Origin of the sequence: Noviluteimonas lactosilytica, assembly GCF_020866925.1 — a bacterium.
Classification (GTDB): Bacteria; Pseudomonadota; Gammaproteobacteria; order Xanthomonadales; family Xanthomonadaceae; genus Noviluteimonas; species Noviluteimonas lactosilytica.
Map to the genome: position 1 here is coordinate 1,392,757 of NZ_JAJGAK010000001.1, position 19,138 is coordinate 1,411,894.

The 19,138-nt window shown below is 68.8% G+C and carries 8 protein-coding genes, 1 tRNA gene and 1 pseudogene; 4 read left to right on the plus strand and 6 right to left on the minus strand.

The features are described from left to right. Window positions 1-5 precede the first annotated feature (5 nt). Both LK996_RS06710 and LK996_RS06715 read left to right on the plus strand, forming a co-directional pair. Window positions 6-1,385 carry a dihydrolipoamide acetyltransferase family protein gene (locus LK996_RS06710; RefSeq protein ID WP_230526349.1) on the plus strand — a complete coding sequence of 460 codons (1,380 nt, stop codon included), beginning with the start codon at window positions 6-8 and terminating at the stop codon, window positions 1,383-1,385. Between the two features lie 16 nt (window positions 1,386-1,401). After that, entirely contained in the window at window positions 1,402-1,782 is a 381-nt protein-coding gene (locus LK996_RS06715) for a VOC family protein (protein WP_230526350.1), read from the plus strand. Between the two features lie 42 nt (window positions 1,783-1,824). Here the strand turns inward: LK996_RS06715 and LK996_RS06720 are convergent, their stop codons facing one another. From LK996_RS06720 to LK996_RS06730, 3 genes and pseudogenes are all read right to left on the minus strand, one after another. Continuing rightward, the gene (locus LK996_RS06720; protein ID WP_230526351.1) at window positions 1,825-2,919 is read right to left on the minus strand and encodes a GGDEF domain-containing protein; all 1,095 of its coding nucleotides are present in this window, start codon (window positions 2,917-2,919) and stop codon (window positions 1,825-1,827) included. A gap of 95 nt (window positions 2,920-3,014) precedes the next feature. Then, window positions 3,015-3,320 carry a hypothetical protein gene (locus LK996_RS06725; protein WP_230526352.1) on the minus strand — a complete coding sequence of 102 codons (306 nt, stop codon included), beginning with the start codon at window positions 3,318-3,320 and terminating at the stop codon, window positions 3,015-3,017. Between the two features lie 23 nt (window positions 3,321-3,343). Then, window positions 3,344-4,663 (minus strand): annotated as a pseudogene (locus LK996_RS06730) (tryptophan--tRNA ligase); the annotation flags it as partial. Window positions 4,664-4,791: 128 nt separating this feature from the next. Here LK996_RS06730 and LK996_RS06735 point away from each other — a divergent pair. Next, window positions 4,792-5,601, plus strand: coding sequence for a hypothetical protein (locus tag LK996_RS06735; RefSeq protein WP_230526354.1), 810 nt, complete (start codon window positions 4,792-4,794; stop codon window positions 5,599-5,601). Window positions 5,602-5,711: 110 nt separating this feature from the next. Here LK996_RS06735 and LK996_RS06740 read toward each other — a convergent pair whose 3' ends face one another. The 3 genes from LK996_RS06740 to LK996_RS06750 form a co-directional block, all read right to left on the minus strand. Further along, complete coding sequence (locus tag LK996_RS06740; RefSeq protein ID WP_230526355.1) at window positions 5,712-5,873, minus strand: entericidin A/B family lipoprotein; 162 nt, start codon at window positions 5,871-5,873, stop codon at window positions 5,712-5,714. Between the two features lie 125 nt (window positions 5,874-5,998). Then, the gene (gene rocF / locus LK996_RS06745; protein WP_230526356.1) at window positions 5,999-6,922 is read right to left on the minus strand and encodes an arginase; all 924 of its coding nucleotides are present in this window, start codon (window positions 6,920-6,922) and stop codon (window positions 5,999-6,001) included. Between the two features lie 28 nt (window positions 6,923-6,950). Further along, window positions 6,951-7,026: transfer RNA gene (locus LK996_RS06750), tRNA-Thr, on the minus strand. A gap of 159 nt (window positions 7,027-7,185) precedes the next feature. Here LK996_RS06750 and LK996_RS06755 point away from each other — a divergent pair. After that, window positions 7,186-19,131, plus strand: coding sequence for an autotransporter-associated beta strand repeat-containing protein (locus LK996_RS06755; protein ID WP_230526357.1), 11,946 nt, complete (start codon window positions 7,186-7,188; stop codon window positions 19,129-19,131). The last annotated feature ends 7 nt before the right edge of the window (window positions 19,132-19,138 follow it).

Consider the following 19,138-nt stretch of genomic DNA (forward strand, 5'->3'; position numbering starts at 1 on the left):
CGACCATGACGACGAAACAGTTCCTGCTTCCCGACCTCGGCGAAGGCCTGCCCGACGCGACCATCGTCGAGTGGTACGTCAAGGTCGGCGACACCATCAAGCTCGACGACAACCTCGTGTCGATGGAAACCGCGAAGGCGGTGGTCGACGTGCCCTCGCCCGTGTCGGGCAAGGTGCTGAAGCTCGCCGGCGGCCCGGGCGACATCGTCATCACCGGCGCGGTGCTCGCCGAATTCGAGATCGATCCGTCGATGCCGCAGCGCGCGGAAGGCCAGGACACCGGCCACCACCACGGTCCGCCGAAGGGCGCCGGTGCGCACGTGTCGGAAGACAAGGTCGTCGCGTCCGACGAAGGCGGCGTGATCACCGAAACCGACGCGCCCGCACCGAAGGCCGAGCGCGAAGACAGCGGCACGGTCGTCGGTGCGATGCAGTCGTCGGATGCCGTGCGCGCCGAGGCCGCTTCGTCTGTCGGCGGCGTCAAGGCCGTGCCGGCCGTGCGCGCACTCGCGCGCAAGATGGGCGTCGACATCGCGCGCGTGCGTGCGACCGGGCCCGACGGCGTGGTGACGATGCAGGACGTCAAGAACGCGGCGGCCGATGGTTCCGCACGCGCCGGTGCTGCCGCGCCTGCGCCGCGCGCCGCCGCTGCACCCGCGGCCGCACCGGCGCAGGCCGCTGCGCAACGCACGACGGTCTCGCAGGCCGGCAAGCCGATGCGCACGCAGCCGCCTGGCGTGCAGGCGACGGGCCAGCCGGAACAACTCAAGGGCGTGCGCCGCAACATGGCGCGCGTGATGGCCGACGCGCACGCGAAGGTCGTGCCGACCACGCTCAGCGACGATGCCGACATCCACGCATGGGCGCCGGGCAACGACATCACCGGCCGCCTCGTGCGGTCGATCGTCGCCGCCGCGAAGGCCGTGCCCGCGCTCAACGCGTGGTTCGACGGCGACAACCTGACGCGCACGCTGCATCCGCACGTCGACATCGGCATCGCGGTCGACACCGACGATGGCTTGTTCGTGCCCGCGCTGCGCAACGCCGACGTGCTCGACGCGCGCGGCGTGCGCGAAGCGGTCAATCGCCTGCGCACGCAGGTCGAGGATCGTTCGATCCCGATGTCGGAACTCACCGGCTACACGATCTCGCTGTCGAACTTCGGCATGTTCGCCGGTCGCTACGCGACGCCGGTGATCGTGCCGCCGTGCGTTGCGATCATCGCCGCGGGCAAGGGCCGCCACCAGATGACGCCGGTGATGGGCGGATTCGAATCGCACAAGGTCATCCCGCTGTCGGTGACGTTCGACCACCGCGCCTGCACGGGCGGCGAGGCCGCACGCTTCCTCAAGGCGATGCTGGACGATCTCGCGAAGCCACACTGACGACAGGAGCGACACCATGGCGCACCGCAGCCGACTCTCCGGTTTCATCATCGATTGCAATACGGACGACCACGCTGCGGCCGTCGACTTCTGGAGCCAGGCGCTCGGCTACCCGAAGGGCGAACACCTCCTCGAAGAGGACGCCGAATACACGTCGCTGAAGGACACGCCGTCCAACCTCTACGTCGAAGTGCAGAAGGTCGGCCATCCGTCGCGCGTGCACCTGGACATCGAAGCCGACGACCAGGACGCGGAGGTCGCGCGCCTCGAAGCGCTGGGTGCGAAACGCGTCGGCTGGGTGAAGCGCTGGTGGGTGATGGAAGCGCCGACCGGTCAGCGCTTCTGCGTCGTGAAGATGAAGGAACCCGACAAGGGGCCCGCGCCGAACCAGTGGTGACATGAAAAAGGCCGCGGAAGACGCGGCCTTTTTCATTGCACGTCAGCGCGGCGTGTCGTCCGCGACCACGCGATTCCGCCCGCCTTTCTTCGCGCGATACAGCGCCTGGTCCGCGCGCTCGAATACATTCTCCGGCGCATCGCTGCCGGGCGCGCCATCGGCGACGCCCAGCGAGACGGTGATCGGCGCCGACAATGCGAGCGCTTCCACCTGGCGGCGAATGCGCTCGGCGATTTCCGCGCCGCCATCCAGGCGCGTGTCGGGCAGCACGACGAGGAATTCTTCGCCGCCGAATCGCGCGGCGATGTCGGTCGCGCGCACCGAGCGCGAGATCGCGTCGGCCACCGCGCACAGCGCGCGATCGCCGAACAGGTGTCCGTGCCGATCGTTGATGCGCTTGAAGTGATCGATATCGAGGACGATCAGCACGTACGGGCCCGATGACAGGCGCGCGTCCGCTTCGTTCGATTCGCGCAGCTGATCCAGGCCAGTGCGATTGAGCAGGCCGGTCAATGCGTCGTGGGTCGCGGCGTACTGCAGGTCGTCGTGGCGGCGTTGCAGATCGTTGCGCGCATCTTCGGCGCGGCGCGCGACGGCTTCGCGTTGCGCGAGCAGGCGCCCCTGTTCGCGCAGGTAACGACGCAGTTCCAGCAGGTGTTCGGTCTGGCGCGCGAGGAGCTGCAGGCCTTCGAGTTGCTGTGCGGTGATCGTGCGCGGCGTGGTGTCGCCGACGCTCAGCACGCCCAGCGCCTGGCCTTCCGGGCTGAGCAACGGCACGCCGGCGTAGAAACGCGGACGCAGCCCATGCAAGCGGCGACGGCGCGCGTAGTCGGGACGCAGGTCGAGGTCGTCGACGACGAGCGTTTCCTGCGGCGCGTCGATCGCATGCCCGCACAGCGATTGCGAACGATCGAGCTGCGGCTGGTCGATGCCGGTGCGCGCCTTGAACCACAGGCGGTCCTGGTCGATGAAGGAGATCGCCGCGGCCGGCACGTCGCACAGCATGGACGCGAGCCGCACGATGTCGTCGAACGCCTGTTCCGGCGCCGTGTCGACGATCGCGTAGCGGTCGAGCGCCGCCTGGCGCGCGGCTTCGGCAACGTCGACGAACGACAGGGATGAGGGAACAGCGGACATTGCGGGGCCTGGGGGGACCGGGGGGGCCGGCTTCCTGCCGTCGCGAACTTCCTGAATGAGGGGGATTTTACGGATTGCCCGGCGTCAAACCGGAATCAGCGCCGCAACATTCGATGCCGGAGCCAGAACGCCAGCCCCAATGCCGTGAGGAATGCGCCATACGAGACCGAGGTCCCGACGATCTGCTGCCACAACCTCCCGAAGCCCCGATCGGCCCATTCCAGGGCCCAGTGGAGGCTGAGGAAGAAGGCCAGCGACGAGGCGGCCAGCGCCCCGAGGTCGAACCACGTCCGCCAGGACGGGCGCGGCTGGCGCGGGTAGATCCAGAAGAGCACTGCGAGGATCGCGAACCACGGGAGGAACAGGATCGCGGCGAGGTTGTGTTCGACGAAGGCGTTCATTGCGCCGCCTCGGTCTCCGCGAACCGCTGCAGTGCAGCGCGCAGGTCGTCGGCGCTGCCCGTCGGCGGCACGTGGCCGATCACGCCGTCGCCGAAGCGCACTTCGCCCGTTGCCGCATCGACTTCGAACGTGCGTCCGGCATCCTGCTTCGCGCGCGCGACCAACTGGCCCGCGTCGCGCGCGGAGTCGAAGCCGCCGCTCTGCAACAGCACGCGGTCGCCGTCGACGAGCTTGAAGTAGAACTTGCCGTCGGCCTCGCGATATTGCTTGAACATCGGCGCGGCGCGTTTGGCTTCGCGCGCTTGCGTCGTCGTCGCCTGCGACGAGAGATCGCGCAGGCCCACCGCTTCGCGCAGCGTGGCGAGCAGCGGCGTCGCGTACGTCGCGCGCAGGCGCTGCGCGCCGTCGCGCAGCAGTGCTTCGATGTGCGCGGGGTTGGCCATCAACGCTTCGTACTTCTCGCGCAATGGCGCGACTTCGCGATCGATGCGCTCGAACAGCTGCTGCTTCGCATCGCCCCACGCGATGCCGTCGGCGAAGGCCTTGCGCATCGCAGCCACTTCGTCGGCCGAGGCGAACGCCTGGTACAGCTGGAACAACGCGGAGTCCTGCGTGTCCTTCGCTTCGCCCGGCGCGCGCGAGTCGGTCTTGATCGCGAAGATCAGCTTCTTCAACTGATCGCGCGGCGCGAACAAGGGAATGGTGTTGTCGTAGCTCTTGCTCATCTTGCGGCCATCGAGGCCGGGCAAGGTGGCGACGTGCTCTTCGATCGCCGCTTCCGGCAACGCGAAGTGCTCTCCATAAAGATGATTGAAGCGCTGGCCGAAATCGCGCGCCATCTCGATGTGCTGCACCTGGTCGCGACCCACCGGCACCTTGTTCGCGTTGAACAGGAGGATGTCGGCGGCCATCAGCACCGGATACATGAAGAGGCCGGCGGTGACGCCCGCGTCGTCGTCGAGTTGCTCGATGCGGTTCTTGTCGACCGCGGCCTTGTACGCATGCGCGCGATTGAGCAGGCCCTTGCCCGCCACGCACGTCAGCAACCACGTGAGCTCCGGGATCTCCGGCACGTCGCTCTGGCGATAGAACCACACCTTCGCCGGATCGAGTCCGCACGCGAGCCACGCGGCGGCGATTTCGAGCGTCGAACGCTGCACGCGCGCCGGCTCCTGCACCTTGATCAGCGCGTGGTAGTCGGCGAGGAAATAGAAACTCTCGGTCGCGGCGTCGCGGCTGGCGGCGATGGCCGGCCGGATCGCACCGACGTAATTGCCCAGGTGCGGCGTGCCTGACGTGGTGATGCCGGTGAGGACACGGGTGCGCGGGGTCGTGGAAGGCATTGCGAAGACACGTGGAAACAAGGCGCCCAGTGTACCCGCGGCGCGCCCAACCCCGCCCGGACCACCCGTGCGTTCAAGGGAATGCACTGTTTACCGCTGGCTCCCTTTCCATCGCGAGGCCTACCGACATGTTGCGCAACCTGCTCCTGCTCTCTGCCCTGCTCGCCACGACCAGCGGTTGCCCGACCGCCTGGGGCCGCTCCCTCGTCGATGTCGACCTCGTCGACCGGGATACCGGGCAGTGGCTTCCCGAAACCCCGTGGCGCGGCGACATCTGGGTTCCCGGCGTGCCCGGCCATCGCTATGCCGTGCGCCTGACCAACACCTCGGGCGAGCGTGTGCTGGTCGTCCTGTCGGTCGACGGCGTCAACGCGGTCAGTGGGCAGACCGCGCATCCCTCGCAGGCGGGCTACGTCCTTGGCCCGTGGCAGAGCACCGAAGTCGCGGGCTGGCGCAAGTCGCTCGACGACGTCGCGCAGTTCGTCTTCACCGACCTGCCCGATTCGTATGCCGCGCGCACGGGGCGACCGCGCAACGTCGGTGTCGTCGGCATCGCGGTGTTCCGCGAAGCGCGGCCGATCGCGTACGAACCTCCACCGCCGACGGTCGTCCCTTATGAAGGCATGCGCGAAGAGAGCGCTCGCGCCGATGCGCCTGCACAGTCCGCACCACGCGCGCCGTCCGCGCAAGCGAAGGCCGCGAGCGAAGCCGACGCGATGAACCGCCAGCGCCTCGGCACCGGCCATGGCCAGCGCGAATACTCGCGCGTGGAATACGCGGACTTCGTGCGCGCTTCGCGCTCACCCTCGCAGGTGACCGAATTGCGTTACGACGATCGCGATGCGCTGGTCGCGATGGGCGTGTTGCCCCGGCCGCGTCCTTACTGGTCGACGCAGACGCCGCGCGCGTTCCCCGACGGGTTCGTCGCCGACCCATGAAAAAATGACGGCCCGGTAGAACCCGGGCCGTCTTTGTGCATCCCTGCAGCGGCGCAACACTCCTGGAACGCCGCGTGCCGCTCCTCGTCGTCGGACCTCGAACTTGGAACTTAGTCGTTCTTTTCCTTCGTGGCCGTGTCGTCGATCTTGTCGCCCGCTGCTTCGATGTCCTTGCCAGCGCCGGCGACGGTGTTGCACGCCGTGAGGAAGTTCAGCGAGAACAGGCCGAGGATCATCAGGTAGACCAGGCGCTTCGTCAGCGAACCTTTCATGTGTCGGCTCTCCTTGGTGGAATGTCGCGGGACGACACCCCGCCGTCCTCGCTGCCCATTCGACGCAAGCGACCGTGAAGCCCGCGTCGAGTGCCGAGCGGGCCTTGCTCATCCATTCAGCGGTGTCAATCGCGCATCAAGGTCGACTTGCCGAACAGGCTCTCGACCAGGTCGACGGCGAGCTTCGCGGTCGCGTTCTGCGCATCCAGCAGCGGGTTGAGCTCGACGATGTCCAGCGAGCCCATGCCGCCGCTGTCGGCGATCATTTCCATCACGAGTTGCGCTTCGCGATAGTTGGGGCCGCCCGGCACGGTGGTGCCGACGCCGGGCGCGATGCTCGGGTCGAGGAAGTCGACATCGAAGCTCACGTGCACGTGGGTGTCGGCGTCGACGCCATCGAGCGCTTCTTCCATCGCGCGCTTCATGCCGACTTCGTCGATGTAGCGCATGTCGTACACATCGAGCCCGTGTTCCTGCACCAGGCGCTTCTCGCCTTCGTCGACGGAGCGGATGCCGATCTGGCGGATCTCGCTCGGATGCAAGGCGGGCGCGTTGCCGCCGAGTTGCGTGAGTTCCTGCGGACCGAGGCCGCACAGGCACGCGACTGGCATGCCGTGGATGTTGCCCGACGGCGTGACGTTGTGCGTGTTGAAGTCGGCGTGCGCATCCAGCCAGATCACGCGCAGCTTCTTTCCGGCCTTGCGGCAATGATTGGCGACGGCGGTGATCGAACCGATGCCGAGGCAGTGATCGCCACCGAGCAGGATCGGCATGCGGCCCGCGGCGAGTTCCGCGGCGACGCCTTCCATCACGACGCGATTCCATTCGACGACTTCGCCGAGATGGCGATAGCCGTCGGTCGGCGGTTGCCACGGATTGCGCGGGCCATCGAGGTTGCCGCGATCGACGACATCGATGCCGCGCGCGGCGAGTGCTTCGGGCAGGCCGGCGATGCGCAGCGCTTCGGGCCCGAGGCCCGCACCGCGATGACCGGCGCCGATGTCGGTCGGCGCGCCCAGGAGACTGACGGGGGGATAGGAGCGGCTCATGCGGCCGATGTTACTGCACCAAGGGGCATGGTGCCGGCAGTCAGAATCGAACTGACGACCTACCGCTTACAAGGCGGTTGCTCTACCAACTGAGCTATGCCGGCGAACGCGCGCGCATCCTAACGCATTCGGAAGCGCGCGCGTTCATGCGTTTGCATGCCGTTCGTCCGTCGCAGGAACGCGCTCGGCGGCGATGCCCCCGAGGACAATATTCGCGCGCGGCGCTTGCGCGTCCCCTTGGCTTCCGCACCGAGGGGAAGTCAATGAACAAGATCTACCGCATCGTTTGGTCGACGGCGACGTCGACCTGGGTCGTCGCGTCTGAATTCGCGAAGGGCGATGCGCGCGGTAGCGTTGCGCGGTGCATGCCGGTGCGTCGCGGCGCGCTCGCGTCGATCGTCGCGTTGCTGCTCGGATTCGCGCACCCCGCATGGGCGCAGAGCCTGTTCTGGGATGGCACCGACACGAATGCGAACGCCAATGGCGGCAACGGCACCTGGAACACGACGACGACGAACTGGGATACCGCAGCGACCGGCGGCGCGAATGTGGCGTGGACCAACGGACTCGATGCGGTGTTCGGCAGCGGCGGCACGGTGACGATCGCGGCCGGCGGTGTCGACGCGCACAACATCACGCTCGGTGGCGTGAGCTATTCGTTCAGCGGCGGCCCGCTCACGCTCTCCGGCACGAATCCGACGATCAGTGTCGCCAGGACCAACAATTCCACGATCAACTCGGTGATCGCAGGCGGCAGCGGCCTGGTGAAAAGCGGCACGGGCGGGCTCAGCCTCGGTGGCGCGAACACGTACACGGGCATCACGCGCCTCACGCAGGGCACGCTGATCCTCGCGAACACGCAGGCGCTCGGCGCGGCCGGCAACGCGGCGACGAACTTCGTCGTGACGCCAGGCACCACGATCGCGTTCAACGCGAACATCGGGAACAGCTTCACGACGACGGGCACCGGCACGGTCAACATCGGCGGCACGGGCGGCACGTGGTCGGGCACGGCGACGCTGGGTGGCGCCACGACGTTGCTGTTCAACGGCACGAACGTGCGCGCGAGCGGCGACCTGTCCGACGACGGCGCGGTGCTGTCGATCACCAGCAGCGGCAGCACGACGCTGTCCGGCACGAACGCCTACACCGGCGAAACGCGCCTGACCGCCGGCATCCTCACGCTCGGCGCGATGACGTCGCTGCCATCGGATTCGAACCTCGTGTTCGACGCAGCGGCCGATGCGTTCCTCGCGATCCCCGGCGACTTCGCGCGTACGCTCGGCACCGGCGACGACCAGGTGCACTGGATCCGCAGCGGCGGCTTCATGTCGGCGACGGCGGGCACGAAGCAGGTGGACCTCGGCACCGATCTCGTCTGGGGCGTCACCCCGAACTTCATTCCGACCAACGGGACGCTCGATCTCGGCGCCACGCTCGGCACGCTCGATTTCGTCAACAACATCGCGCTGCCGACGGCGGCCGAATACACGGTGCACGACGTCGGCAACCTCGCCTCGCACGCGGTGTTGTCCGGCGTGATCTCCGGCGACGGTAGCCTTCTCACGCTCGGCAACATCACCGGCTTCGCCAACGGCTTCATCGAGTTGAGCGGCAACAACACGTTCACCGGCGACCTGATCCTCGGCGGCAGCAGCAACCAGGGCCACGTGATGGTGTCGAGCGCGCAGGCATTGCCCGATGATGCGGGCCTGTGGTTCCGCGGCGCCGCGACGTCGGCAGGCAACACGCTGGTGCTGACCGCGAACAGCGGCAACTTCACCCGCGCACTCGGCACCGGTGCGAACCAGGTGCAGTGGACCGGCAACGGCGGCTTCTCCGCAGCGGGTGTCAATCGCGCGGTGAACATCGGCGGCGGCGCGGCGTTGACCTGGAACGTCGGGAGCTTCGTGCCGACCAGCAACTGGCTCGTCCTCGCGACCGCGGGCGACGCCGAGATCGACTTCCAGAACGACATCGACTTCAACAACGCGGTGCGCACGGTCGTGTTCGGCACGGGCGGTACGTCGCGACTGTCGGGCGATCTGTCGAACGGCGGCGTCACCTATCGCGGCGGCGGCACCGGCGTCGTCGCCGGCAACAACACGTACGTCGGCGTCACGACGGTCGGCGTCAACAGCACGAACACGCAAGTCAGCGTGTCGTCGATCGGCAACGGCGGGCAGGCAGGCAACCTCGGCGCCGCGAGCAACGCGGCCGGCAACCTCGTGCTCTCCGCGGGGACGATCAACTACACGGGCGCGGGCGAAACCACCGACCGCAACGTCACCATCGCGGCGGGCAACGGCACGCTGCAGGGCAACGGCGCGGGCGCGATCGCGTGGGGCGGCGTCACCTCGCAGGCCGGCGCGAACACGTTGTTCCTGAGCGGCAACGCGCTTTCGACGACCGTCAATCGCGTCGCCGGCACGGTTTCCAACGGCGCGGGCACGCTGAGCGTCGACAAGACCGGCACGGGCACGTGGGCGCTCGATGGGACGAACACGTATACGGGCGTAACGCGCGTGACGGCCGGCGTGCTCGAAGTGTCGAACATCGCCAACGGCGGCATTGCATCGAGCCTCGGCGCTTCGTCTTCGGCGTCGACCAATCTCGTCGGCAACGGCGGCACGTTGCGCTACGTCGGCGCGAGCGACGTGAACACGAATCGCGCGTTCCAGCTCGCCAACAACTTCCGCATCGAATCGTCCGGCACGGGCGCATTGCAGTGGGCGGCGGCGGCGGACATCGACATGGCCGCCACCAACTCGACGCTCACGCTGGGCGGGACCAACAACAAACACAACGGAATCGCGGGTGCGCTGAAGAACCACCTCTCCGCAAACAACGTCAACCAGATCCGCACGGGGCTGACGAAGACCGGCACCGGCACGTGGTGGATCGACGCGACGAACGCCGGCTACACGGGCAACACGACGATCACCGACGGCACGCTGGTCGCGGCGACCGAAACGGGTATCAACGGGGGTTTCGGCGCGACGTCGAACAGCACGGTGTCGTCGGGTTACACGTCGACCAACAACGGCAGCAGCCTCATCTTGTTCAATGGCACCGGTACCGAAGGCGGCGTGCTCGGGCTCACCTCCGCCAGCATGGCGACGAGCAACGGCTTCACGCGCAGCCTCACCCAGGTGGCGCAGTCGTTCAACAGCAACGCGACGCCGCAGGCGACCGACGACAGCTTCACCCACGGCGTGCGCTGGACGGGCAGCGGCGGCTTCGCCGCGATGGACGGCACGCAGGTCGTGAACATCGGCGGCGGCACGGCGCTGAGCTGGAATTCCAACGGCTTCGTGCCGGCGGGCTCGTCGCTGATCCTCGGTGCGCCGAGCGCGAGCGGCACGGTGGATTTCCGCAACAGCATCTCGATGGTCAACGGCGTGCGCACCATCGAAACGCGCAACGGCAGCGCCGATGTCGATGCGATCCTCAGTGGCGTGCTCAGTGCGGGCGGCGCCGGCGCCGGACTCGTGAAGACCGGCGCGGGCACGCTTGCATTGACCGGCAACAACACGCTGGCGGGCAACACGAGCGTCCAGGCGGGCACGTTGCAGATCGGCAACGGCGGCACGACGGGCTCCATCGGTTCGAGCGCGGCGATCGTTTCAGCGGGTGCGGTGCTGTCGATCAATCGCAGCAACGCGCTCACGTTCACCAATCTCATCAGCGGCGCGGGCACGCTGCGCCAGGCGGGCACCGGCACGACGACGTTCAACGTCGGTCGCACGATCGGCGGCGTCGAAGTGCTCGCCGGCACGCTCGACCTCGATGCGGGCATGAACACGCAGACGTTGCTCATGGGCGCGGGCGCGCTGCGCGTGGGCGGTGCCATGCACACTTCCAGCGGCGATCCGCGCATCACGCTGAGCGCAGTGGCGGGCACGGCGAGCACGGTCGACGTGAAGTCGGGCGCGCTGCTGCAGGCCAGCGGCGATCTCGGCGACGAGAACGACACGTTGCGCGTCGCAGGCACACTCGACAGCGGCGCGGGCCTCGACCTCGGCGCGGGCGACGACGATCTGGAGATCCTCGACGGCAGCCTGATCACCGACATCCTCGGCGGCGCCGACGATGACGCCGCGACCGCGGCGATCACGACGAGCGCGGACGTCATGTCGCTGCGCGGCTTCGAGTCGCTGGAGAAAACCGGTGGCGGCGTGCTGCGCTTCATCGGCGCCATTCCTTCCGACATCGCTGACATCGACATCGCCGCCGGCACGCTGTCCGTCCTTGCGAACGCTTCGCTCGGCGGGCCCGCGACCGGCTCGGTTGCCAACGTGCGGGCCAACGCGACGCTCGACATCGCCACGGGCGGCGCCTTCGGTTGCGGCGACGGCAGCGATGCGTTGACGGTGTCCGGCACGGTCTCCGGCGGCGGCACGCTCGACCAGTGCGACGGCGACGACGTGCTGAAGCTCACCGAGACCGCCAACATCGCGGTTTCCGCCATCGAAGGCGGCGGCCATGTCGCCGGCGATCGCCTCGTCATCGCCAACGCCGCAACGATGGTGGTCGACGCCGCGCGCGTCACCGGGTACGAGTTGTTCGAGAAGCAGGACGGCGGCGCGTTGACGCTCACCGGCGCGCACGCGTATGCCGACGCAACGCAGAATGGCGGCACCGTCGACATCGCCGGTACGTTCGACTCCGCCGGATACACGATGACCGGCGCAACGGCGCTGCAGGTGCGCGGCACCGCAGGCAATGGTGCGGGTGCGATGTCGATCGATGGCGACACCGCGGCGCAATCGATCGATGTCGAAGCAGGCGCCACGGTGCGTGCGGTCGGCGACCTCGGCGCGGGTGCGGATGCGCTCGATATCGCCGGCGCGCTCGCGACGGGCGCCGGGATGTTGTCGCTGGGCGACGGCGACGATGACCTCTTCCTGCGCGACGGCGCATCGATCTCCGGCCTCGTCGACGGCGACACGGGCACCGACGACATCGAGGCGATCATCACCGGCAACGCAACGCTCGGGCGAGTCACCGGATTCGAAACACTCGCCAAGCGCGCCGCGGGCATCCTGACGGTCGACGGCGCCGGCGTTTCGACGCTCGACAGCGCCACGATCCACGCCGGCACGTTGCGCATCGCATCGGGCGCAAGCCTCGCGGCCGCCGCGGGCGCGTCGCTCGTCACCGACGTGCGCGCGAACGCAACGCTCGACGTGCTCGGCGCGTGGGGCTGCGGTACGCAGGGCGACACGTGGACGATCGCCGGCACCGTGAGCGGCAATGGCACGAAGGATCAATGCGGCGGCGACGACACGTTGACGCTCACCGATGGCGCGAGCATCTCCGGGTCATCGATCCTCGGCGGCGCGCAGATCGCAGAAGATCTCGTCGTCGTCGACAACGCGCTCGCGCTCGACGTCGGCAACATCGCGGGCTACGAACGCCTGCGCAAGCAAGGCACGGGCGAAGCGACGCTCATCGGTGCGCTCGGCTTCGACGCCGGCATCGATCTCGTCGGCGGCACGCTGGCCATCGACGGGACGACGCGCACCGGCGAAGTCGCGATGTCCGCCGACACCACGCTGCGCATCGACGGCACGCTCGAAGGCAACGGCGGCACCACCGCGACCATCACCGGCACGCTGGGCTCGCAGGAGCTGATCGTCGACGGTCTTGCGCGCATCGACGCGAACCTCGGCGACAGCGCGGACACGCTGACGCTAATCGACGGTGCGTCCGTGATCGGCGTGGTAGACGGTGGCGCGGGCATCGACACCTTCGACCAGGACCTCGCCGGCACGGCGACGATGGGCACGGCGCTCGGATTCGAGACGTTGCGCAAGCGCGGCGTCGGCACGCTGGTGTTCGATGGCGCGACCGCGTCGAACTTCGAGGATGTGCTGGTCGACAACGGCACGCTGCGCATCGCCTCCGGCGCGAACGTCACTGCGGCGGCATCGCGCACGCTCGACACGACGATTGCGGCGAATGCGACGCTCCAGGTCGACGGCGCCTATGGCTGCGGCACGACGAGCGACACGCTCGACGTCGCGGGGACGTTGTCGGTGAGCGGCACCGTCGACCAGTGCGGCGGCGACGACACGCTGACGCTGCACGACGGTGGAACGCTGGACGGCGCCGGCATGATCGACGGCGGCGCGCAGGCGACAGCGGATCGACTCGTCCTCGACTTCGCGACGTCTCGCGCGTTCGGCGCGAACCAGGTGACCGGCTACGAGATCCTCGCGAAGACCGGCGCCGGCGAAGCGACGCTCACGGGCGCGCAGGCCTACGCCTCGCGCGTCGACGTACAGGCCGGCGCGTTGTCGGTGCAGGGTGCATTGACGACCACCGACGTCGCGCTCGCCGCGAACACGACGTTCACCGTGCGCGCGGGCGGCAGTGCGGAAGGCCTCGCGGGCGCGGCCGCGAACGTCACGGGTTCGGCGGGCGTCGAAACGATCGTCATCGAAGACGGCGCGACGCTGTTCGCCGACGGCGACCTCGGCGACGGCGACGACGTGCTCGACGTGGCCGGCGCGCTAGACACGCGCGGTGGCACGCTGCAACTCGGCAACGGCGCGGACGAAGTCCACGTGCACGACACCACCGACCTGCGCGATGCGATCATCGATGCGGGCGCCGGCAACGACCTGCTCGACTTCACGCTCGGCAGCGGCGTCACCGTCGCGCTGGGGTCGACGGCGGGCTTCGAATCGCTGGGCAAGTCGGGCCTGGGCACGATGGAGATCGACGGCGGCAACACGTTCGCCGCGGTGCGCGTGAGTGCGGGCACGGCCGACGTCTCGGCGACGGGCGGCCTTCAGGCGCAGCAACTCGACTTGTTCGCCGGCGCCACGCTGCAGGTCGACGGCGCGGTGCGCGGCACCGATGGCAACGATGCCTTCACCGTCGCGGGCACGATCGACGGTGCAGGCACGTTCGACCTGGGGCTCGGCGACGATACGTTGACGCTCGAGGACGGCGCCGACACGTCGGGTTTCGCCGCCGCGCTGCGCGGCGGAACGGGCAACGATGCGTTGGTGGCGAGCATTGCGGGATCGGCCACGCTCGGCGCGACGAACGGGTTCGAGACGCTGCGCAAGCAAGGCGCGGGCGCGTTGATGGCGACGGGGGCGAATGCGCTGGATGCCGTGATGGTCGACGCCGGTACGTTGCGCGTCGATGCAGGCGGCATGATCGGCGGACACGACACGACACCGTTCGCCGCCACGATCGACGCGGGCGCGACGCTCGATCTCGCAGGCGACTTCGGCTGCAACGCGGGCAACGACACGATCACGGTTTCCGGCGTGGTCGAAGGCGGCGGCGCGTTGCAGCAATGCGGCGGCGACGACACGTTGGTCCTGCGCGACAGTGCGGAACTCGCGAGCTTCGCGGGCGCCATCGACGGCGGGACCGGCAACGATTCGCTGCAACTCGACGTCGCGACTGCGAGGAGCTTCGGCGGCGGCGCGATCAATTACGAAGTGCTGCGCAAGACGGGTGCGGGGACGGCGACGCTGACCGGGACGTTGGCGTTCGCCGACCAGGCCGTGTTGGACGCGGGCACGCTGGAAGTCGACGGCAACCTCGAAGCGCCGACGTTCACGCTGGCGAACGGAACGACGCTGCGCATCGACGGCAGCGCCTCGGGCGTAGCGGGCGCACAGGCGACGATGACCGGCGGCACGGGTACGAGCACGTTGATCGTCGATGCGTCGGGTGCGTTGCGCGCGAACGGCTCGCTCGGCGACGGCGCCGACCTGCTCGACCTCGCCGGCACGCTGGACACCGGCGCGGGCGCGCTGACGCTCGGCGACGGCGGCGACCGATTCACGTTGCACGACGACGCCGAGTTGATCGGCACCGTCGACGGCGGCGCGGGCATCGACACGTTCGAGACCGACATCGCGACAAACGCGCGCTTCGGCGCGGCGACAGGGTTCGAGGCGCTCGACAAGACGGGCGCAGGCGCGCTGCAGGTCGTCGGCCTGGCCGTGTCGGACTTCCAGTCGGTCGCCGTCACCGAGGGCTTGCTCGATATCGCGGGCAACGGTGCGATTTCCGGCGCCTCGACCACGCTTGTCGCGGACGGCGCGCACCTGCGTGTCGACGGCGCGTACACCGGCAGCGCGATCGGCGACACGATGACCATCGCCGGCACCGTGGATGGCGGCGGCGCCATCGCGCTCTCCGCGGGCGCCGATACGCTGACCCTGCACGCGGGCGGCTCGCTGCTCGCGAATGTCGACGGCGGCGCGGACGACGATCGCGTGGTGCTCGATGCAACGAGCGCGATGTCGCTCGACGCGAGTCGCGTGGTCGCCTTCGAAACCCTCGCCAAGCATGGCGGCGCGGAGGCGATGCTGACCGGCAACGCGAGTTTCGTTTCGACAGCGATCGACGCGGGAACGCTGCGCGTCGCGGGTGCGCTGCAGTCGCAATCGACCCACATCGCGGACGGCGCGACGTTGCAGGTCGACGGCACGGTCACCACCGGCGCGTTCGCGCCGGATGCAGGCGCCGCGACGGTGATCGTCTCCGCCGGCGGCACGCTCGATGCGGCCGGCGACCTCGGCGACGGCACGGACACGCTGGAACTCGCCGGCACGCTCGATACCGGCGGCGGCACGTTCTCGCTCGGTGCGGGCGACGATCGGTTCACGCTGCACGACGGCGCGGATGCGGGTGCAGTCGACGGCGGCGCGGGCGCGGATTCGTTCAATACGCACATCACGTCGAGCGCGGTGCTCGGCGCGGCGACCGGGTTCGAGGCGCTCGCGAAGTCGGGCGTCGGCACGTTGACGGTCGAAGGTCCGTCGGTGTCGCAGTTCGATCGCGTGTCGGTCGACGCAGGCACGCTCACGATCGCTGGCGGCGGCGCGTTGCTCGCCAACGGCGCGGGCTTCGCGACGACCGTGGCGTCGGGCGCGACCTTGCGTGTGGATGGCAGCTTCACCGGCAGCGCGGGGGCGGACACGATGACCGTCGCCGGCACCATCGCGGGGACGGGCGCGATCGCACTCGGCGACGGCGACGACGTGCTGGTACTGCGCGATGGCGCGGTGCTCGCGAATGTGATCGACGGCGGATTGCCGACCGCGAGCGACAGCGTCGTGCTCGATACCGCGTCCATGCTCGACTTCGATGCGACGCAGACGATCAACTTCGAAACGCTGCAAAAACTTGGCCTGGGACTCGCGAACGTCCTCGGCGATTCGTCGTTCACGACAGTGCGTGTCGATGCGGGCACGCTCGCGGTGGCGAACACGCTCTCGGCGAACACCTTCCAGCTCGCCGACGCTACGACGCTCCGGATCGATGGCCAGGCCATCGGCGCGATCGCCGGCAGTGCCGGTCTCAACACGATCGTGGTGGCTGGCGGCGCGACGTTCACCGGCGGCGGCGATTTCGGCGCGGGCAACGACGTGCTCGACGTCGCCGGTCGCCTCGACACCGAGTCCGGTGCGGTGCTGCTGGGCGACGGCGACGATCGCCTCGTCGTGCACGACTCGACCGCGATCGTCGGTGCAGGCGGCATCGATGCGGGCGCAGGCAACGACACGCTCGGCGTGGACGTGGGCGCAGGCAATCGCGTGCCGCTGCCGGCGCTCACCGGCTTCGAATCGCTGGCGAAGCTGGGCCAGGGCGCGTTGCAACTCGACGGCGCTTCCACCTTCATCGATGTCACCGCGAGCGAAGGCCTGCTGCACGTCGCGGGCAACGCTTCGCTCGTCGCGCAGAACCTGGTGGTCGAAAGCGCGGGCACGTTGCAACTCGACGGCGGCTTCGCGGGGACCGCGGGCGACGATGTCGCAACGATCGGCGGCACGGTGACGGGCGCAGGGGCGTTCGCACTCGGCGCCGGCAACGACCTGCTCGCGCTGCTCGACGGTGCGAACGTGTCCGCCCTCGCCTCCCCGCTCGACGGCGGCGCGGGCACCGACACGCTGCAGACCGACATCGCGACGACGGCGAGCCTCGCCGCGGCGATCGACTTCGAAGGTCTCGCGAAAACCAACGTCGGCACCTTGCGCATCGATGGCCCCGCGACGACGGTGTTCGACACGGTCGACGTGCAGGGCGGCACGCTGGTCGTCGGCGCGACTGCCCGACTGGAAGGCGCGACGTCGACGACGGTGGCGCAAGGCGCGACGTTGCAGGTCGATGGCGCGTTCGCTGGTTCGGCGGGCGACGATCTGTTCTTCCTCGCCGGTGCGTTGCGTGGCGACGGCGAGGTCTCGCTCGGTGCGGGACGCGACACGCTGCAACTCGCCGACGGCGCGACGTTCGCCGACACACCGGTCGATGGCGGCGACGGCAGCGACGTTGTCGTCGCCGAGATCGGGACGTCCGCGACGCTGGGGCCGATCGCAAACTTCGAATCCCTGCAGAAGCATGGTGCCGGCACGCTCACCGCGAACGCATCGCAATCCTTAGCGCTCACCGACGTCCATGCGGGCACGCTCGCGGTCGGCGCAGGCGCGACGTACCGCAGCCAGGCGACGATGGTCGCCGCGGGCGCGACGCTCGATGTCGCGGGCCGGTTCGTCGGCACCGACGGCGACGATACGTTCGCGTCTAACGGCATCGTGCGCGGTTCCTTCGATTTCGCTGCGGGCGATGATGGCGTTCGATTCTCCGGAGGTCCGAATGCGCCGCTGCTTCTCACCGGCGGCGACGGCAACGACACGCTGACGTTCGACGGCATGGCGCTCGATGACGGGCATGTCGCGAGCCTGCAAGGCTGGGAGCGCATGTCGCTCGAACACGGCAGCGCACTCACGTTGTCGACGGCGATGGATGGCGTCGACCTGCTGGCGATCGATGCCACGTCGTCGTTGTTCGCGCGCAGCGGCGCGTCACTGATGGGAAGCCTCTCGAACGACGGCGAATTGCATGTCGATGCGTCGCGCATGGCGATCACGGGCGGTTACGCGGCGGGCGCGAACGCGTCGTTGTTCGTCACCGTGTCGCCGGGCAGCAACAGCGCCGGCGGTCTCGACATCGCAGGCGATGTCACGGGCACGACGCAGGTCGTGTTCGCCAGCGACGGCTCGACCGGCGGCAGCACCGAGTCGATCCTCGTGATCGACAGCCCGGACGATGTGCGCGGCAATGGCGGCTTCACGATCGCGGGCAGCAGCGATAACGCGTTGCGCCTCGCGGGCAGCCCGTTCGCGTGGACGTTCGATCAGGCGGACGACAATCGCTGGTACCTCGACACCGACGCCACCGTGGTGATGCCCGAAGTCGCGGGCTACGCCACGCTCGCCGCTATCGGCTTCGACACGACGCGCACTGCGCAGCAGGCGTTGTTCGGCCATCTCGATTCGGTGCGCGGCTCGATCGATTGCGCGCGCGAGGGTGCGCACCGAGATGGCACGCTTCGCACGGAGCGCTCCGACTGCAGCGGGTTCTGGATCTCCGCCATCGCGACGGAAACGCGCGTCGGCGCCGGTCCTGGCTTCGCCTACAGCGGCGACGTCAACGGCATGTACCTCGGCGTCGACCGCACCCTGGACGATCGCGAGGATCGCGAAATCCGCGTCGGCGGCTACGCGGGCACGGCGCGGGGCAACTACTGGACGTCGGGCGCCTCGACGGGCCCGATCGCGGCGAGCGATGCGAACATGCGGCTCGAAGGCCCCGCCTACGGCGCGTACGCCGAGTGGCTCTGGTCGAACGGCTCCTACGCGAGCACGTCGCTCGGGCAGCAGCACCACGATGCCGAAGTGATCGCGAACGACGGCTTCCGCCAGCACATCAACGGGTCCAGCACCGGCCTCGTGCAACAGATCGGCTGGAAGCGCGCGGTAGAACACGGTTGGTCGCTCGAACCGCAACTGCAGGTCGGCGTCACCAAGCAGCAATGGCACGACGTGGTCGACGCGAGCGGCAAGGCGCTCACCCTGCACGACGATGTGCTTGGCCACGCGCGCGCGTCGCTGCGGGTGGATCGCGCGATCGATGCGAGCAACGGCACGTGGCGTCCGTGGTTCGCCGTCGGTCTCGAAGACACGTTCGGCGAAACCGCATCGAGCGTGTCGGTCGCGAGCGTGGCGTTGCCGAACGAACAAGTCGGCCAACGCTGGACGTTCGACGCGGGCCTCGAAGCGACCTTGCACGAAGGCGTGACGGTGTTCGGCGCGGTCGGCCTGGCGAACGAACTCAACGGGACGTCGAAGGAAACGCGGCAGGCGCGCTTCGGGGTGCGCTGGAATTGGTGACGGAGAA

What these genes read in the sequence shown, in the direction of transcription:
- LK996_RS06720 (WP_230526351.1), bottom strand. Translation starts at nt 2,919, where the DNA reads ATGTCCGCTGTTCCCTCATCCCTGTCGTTCGTCGACGTTGCCGAAGCC.
- LK996_RS06725 (WP_230526352.1), bottom strand. Translation starts at nt 3,320, where the DNA reads ATGAACGCCTTCGTCGAACACAACCTCGCCGCGATCCTGTTCCTCCCG.
- rocF (WP_230526356.1), bottom strand. Translation starts at nt 6,922, where the DNA reads ATGAGCCGCTCCTATCCCCCCGTCAGTCTCCTGGGCGCGCCGACCGAC.
- LK996_RS06735 (WP_230526354.1), top strand. Translation starts at nt 4,792, where the DNA reads ATGTTGCGCAACCTGCTCCTGCTCTCTGCCCTGCTCGCCACGACCAGC.
- LK996_RS06715 (WP_230526350.1), top strand. Translation starts at nt 1,402, where the DNA reads ATGGCGCACCGCAGCCGACTCTCCGGTTTCATCATCGATTGCAATACG.
- LK996_RS06710 (WP_230526349.1), top strand. Translation starts at nt 6, where the DNA reads ATGACGACGAAACAGTTCCTGCTTCCCGACCTCGGCGAAGGCCTGCCC.
- LK996_RS06755 (WP_230526357.1), top strand. Translation starts at nt 7,186, where the DNA reads ATGAACAAGATCTACCGCATCGTTTGGTCGACGGCGACGTCGACCTGG.
- LK996_RS06740 (WP_230526355.1), bottom strand. Translation starts at nt 5,873, where the DNA reads ATGAAAGGTTCGCTGACGAAGCGCCTGGTCTACCTGATGATCCTCGGC.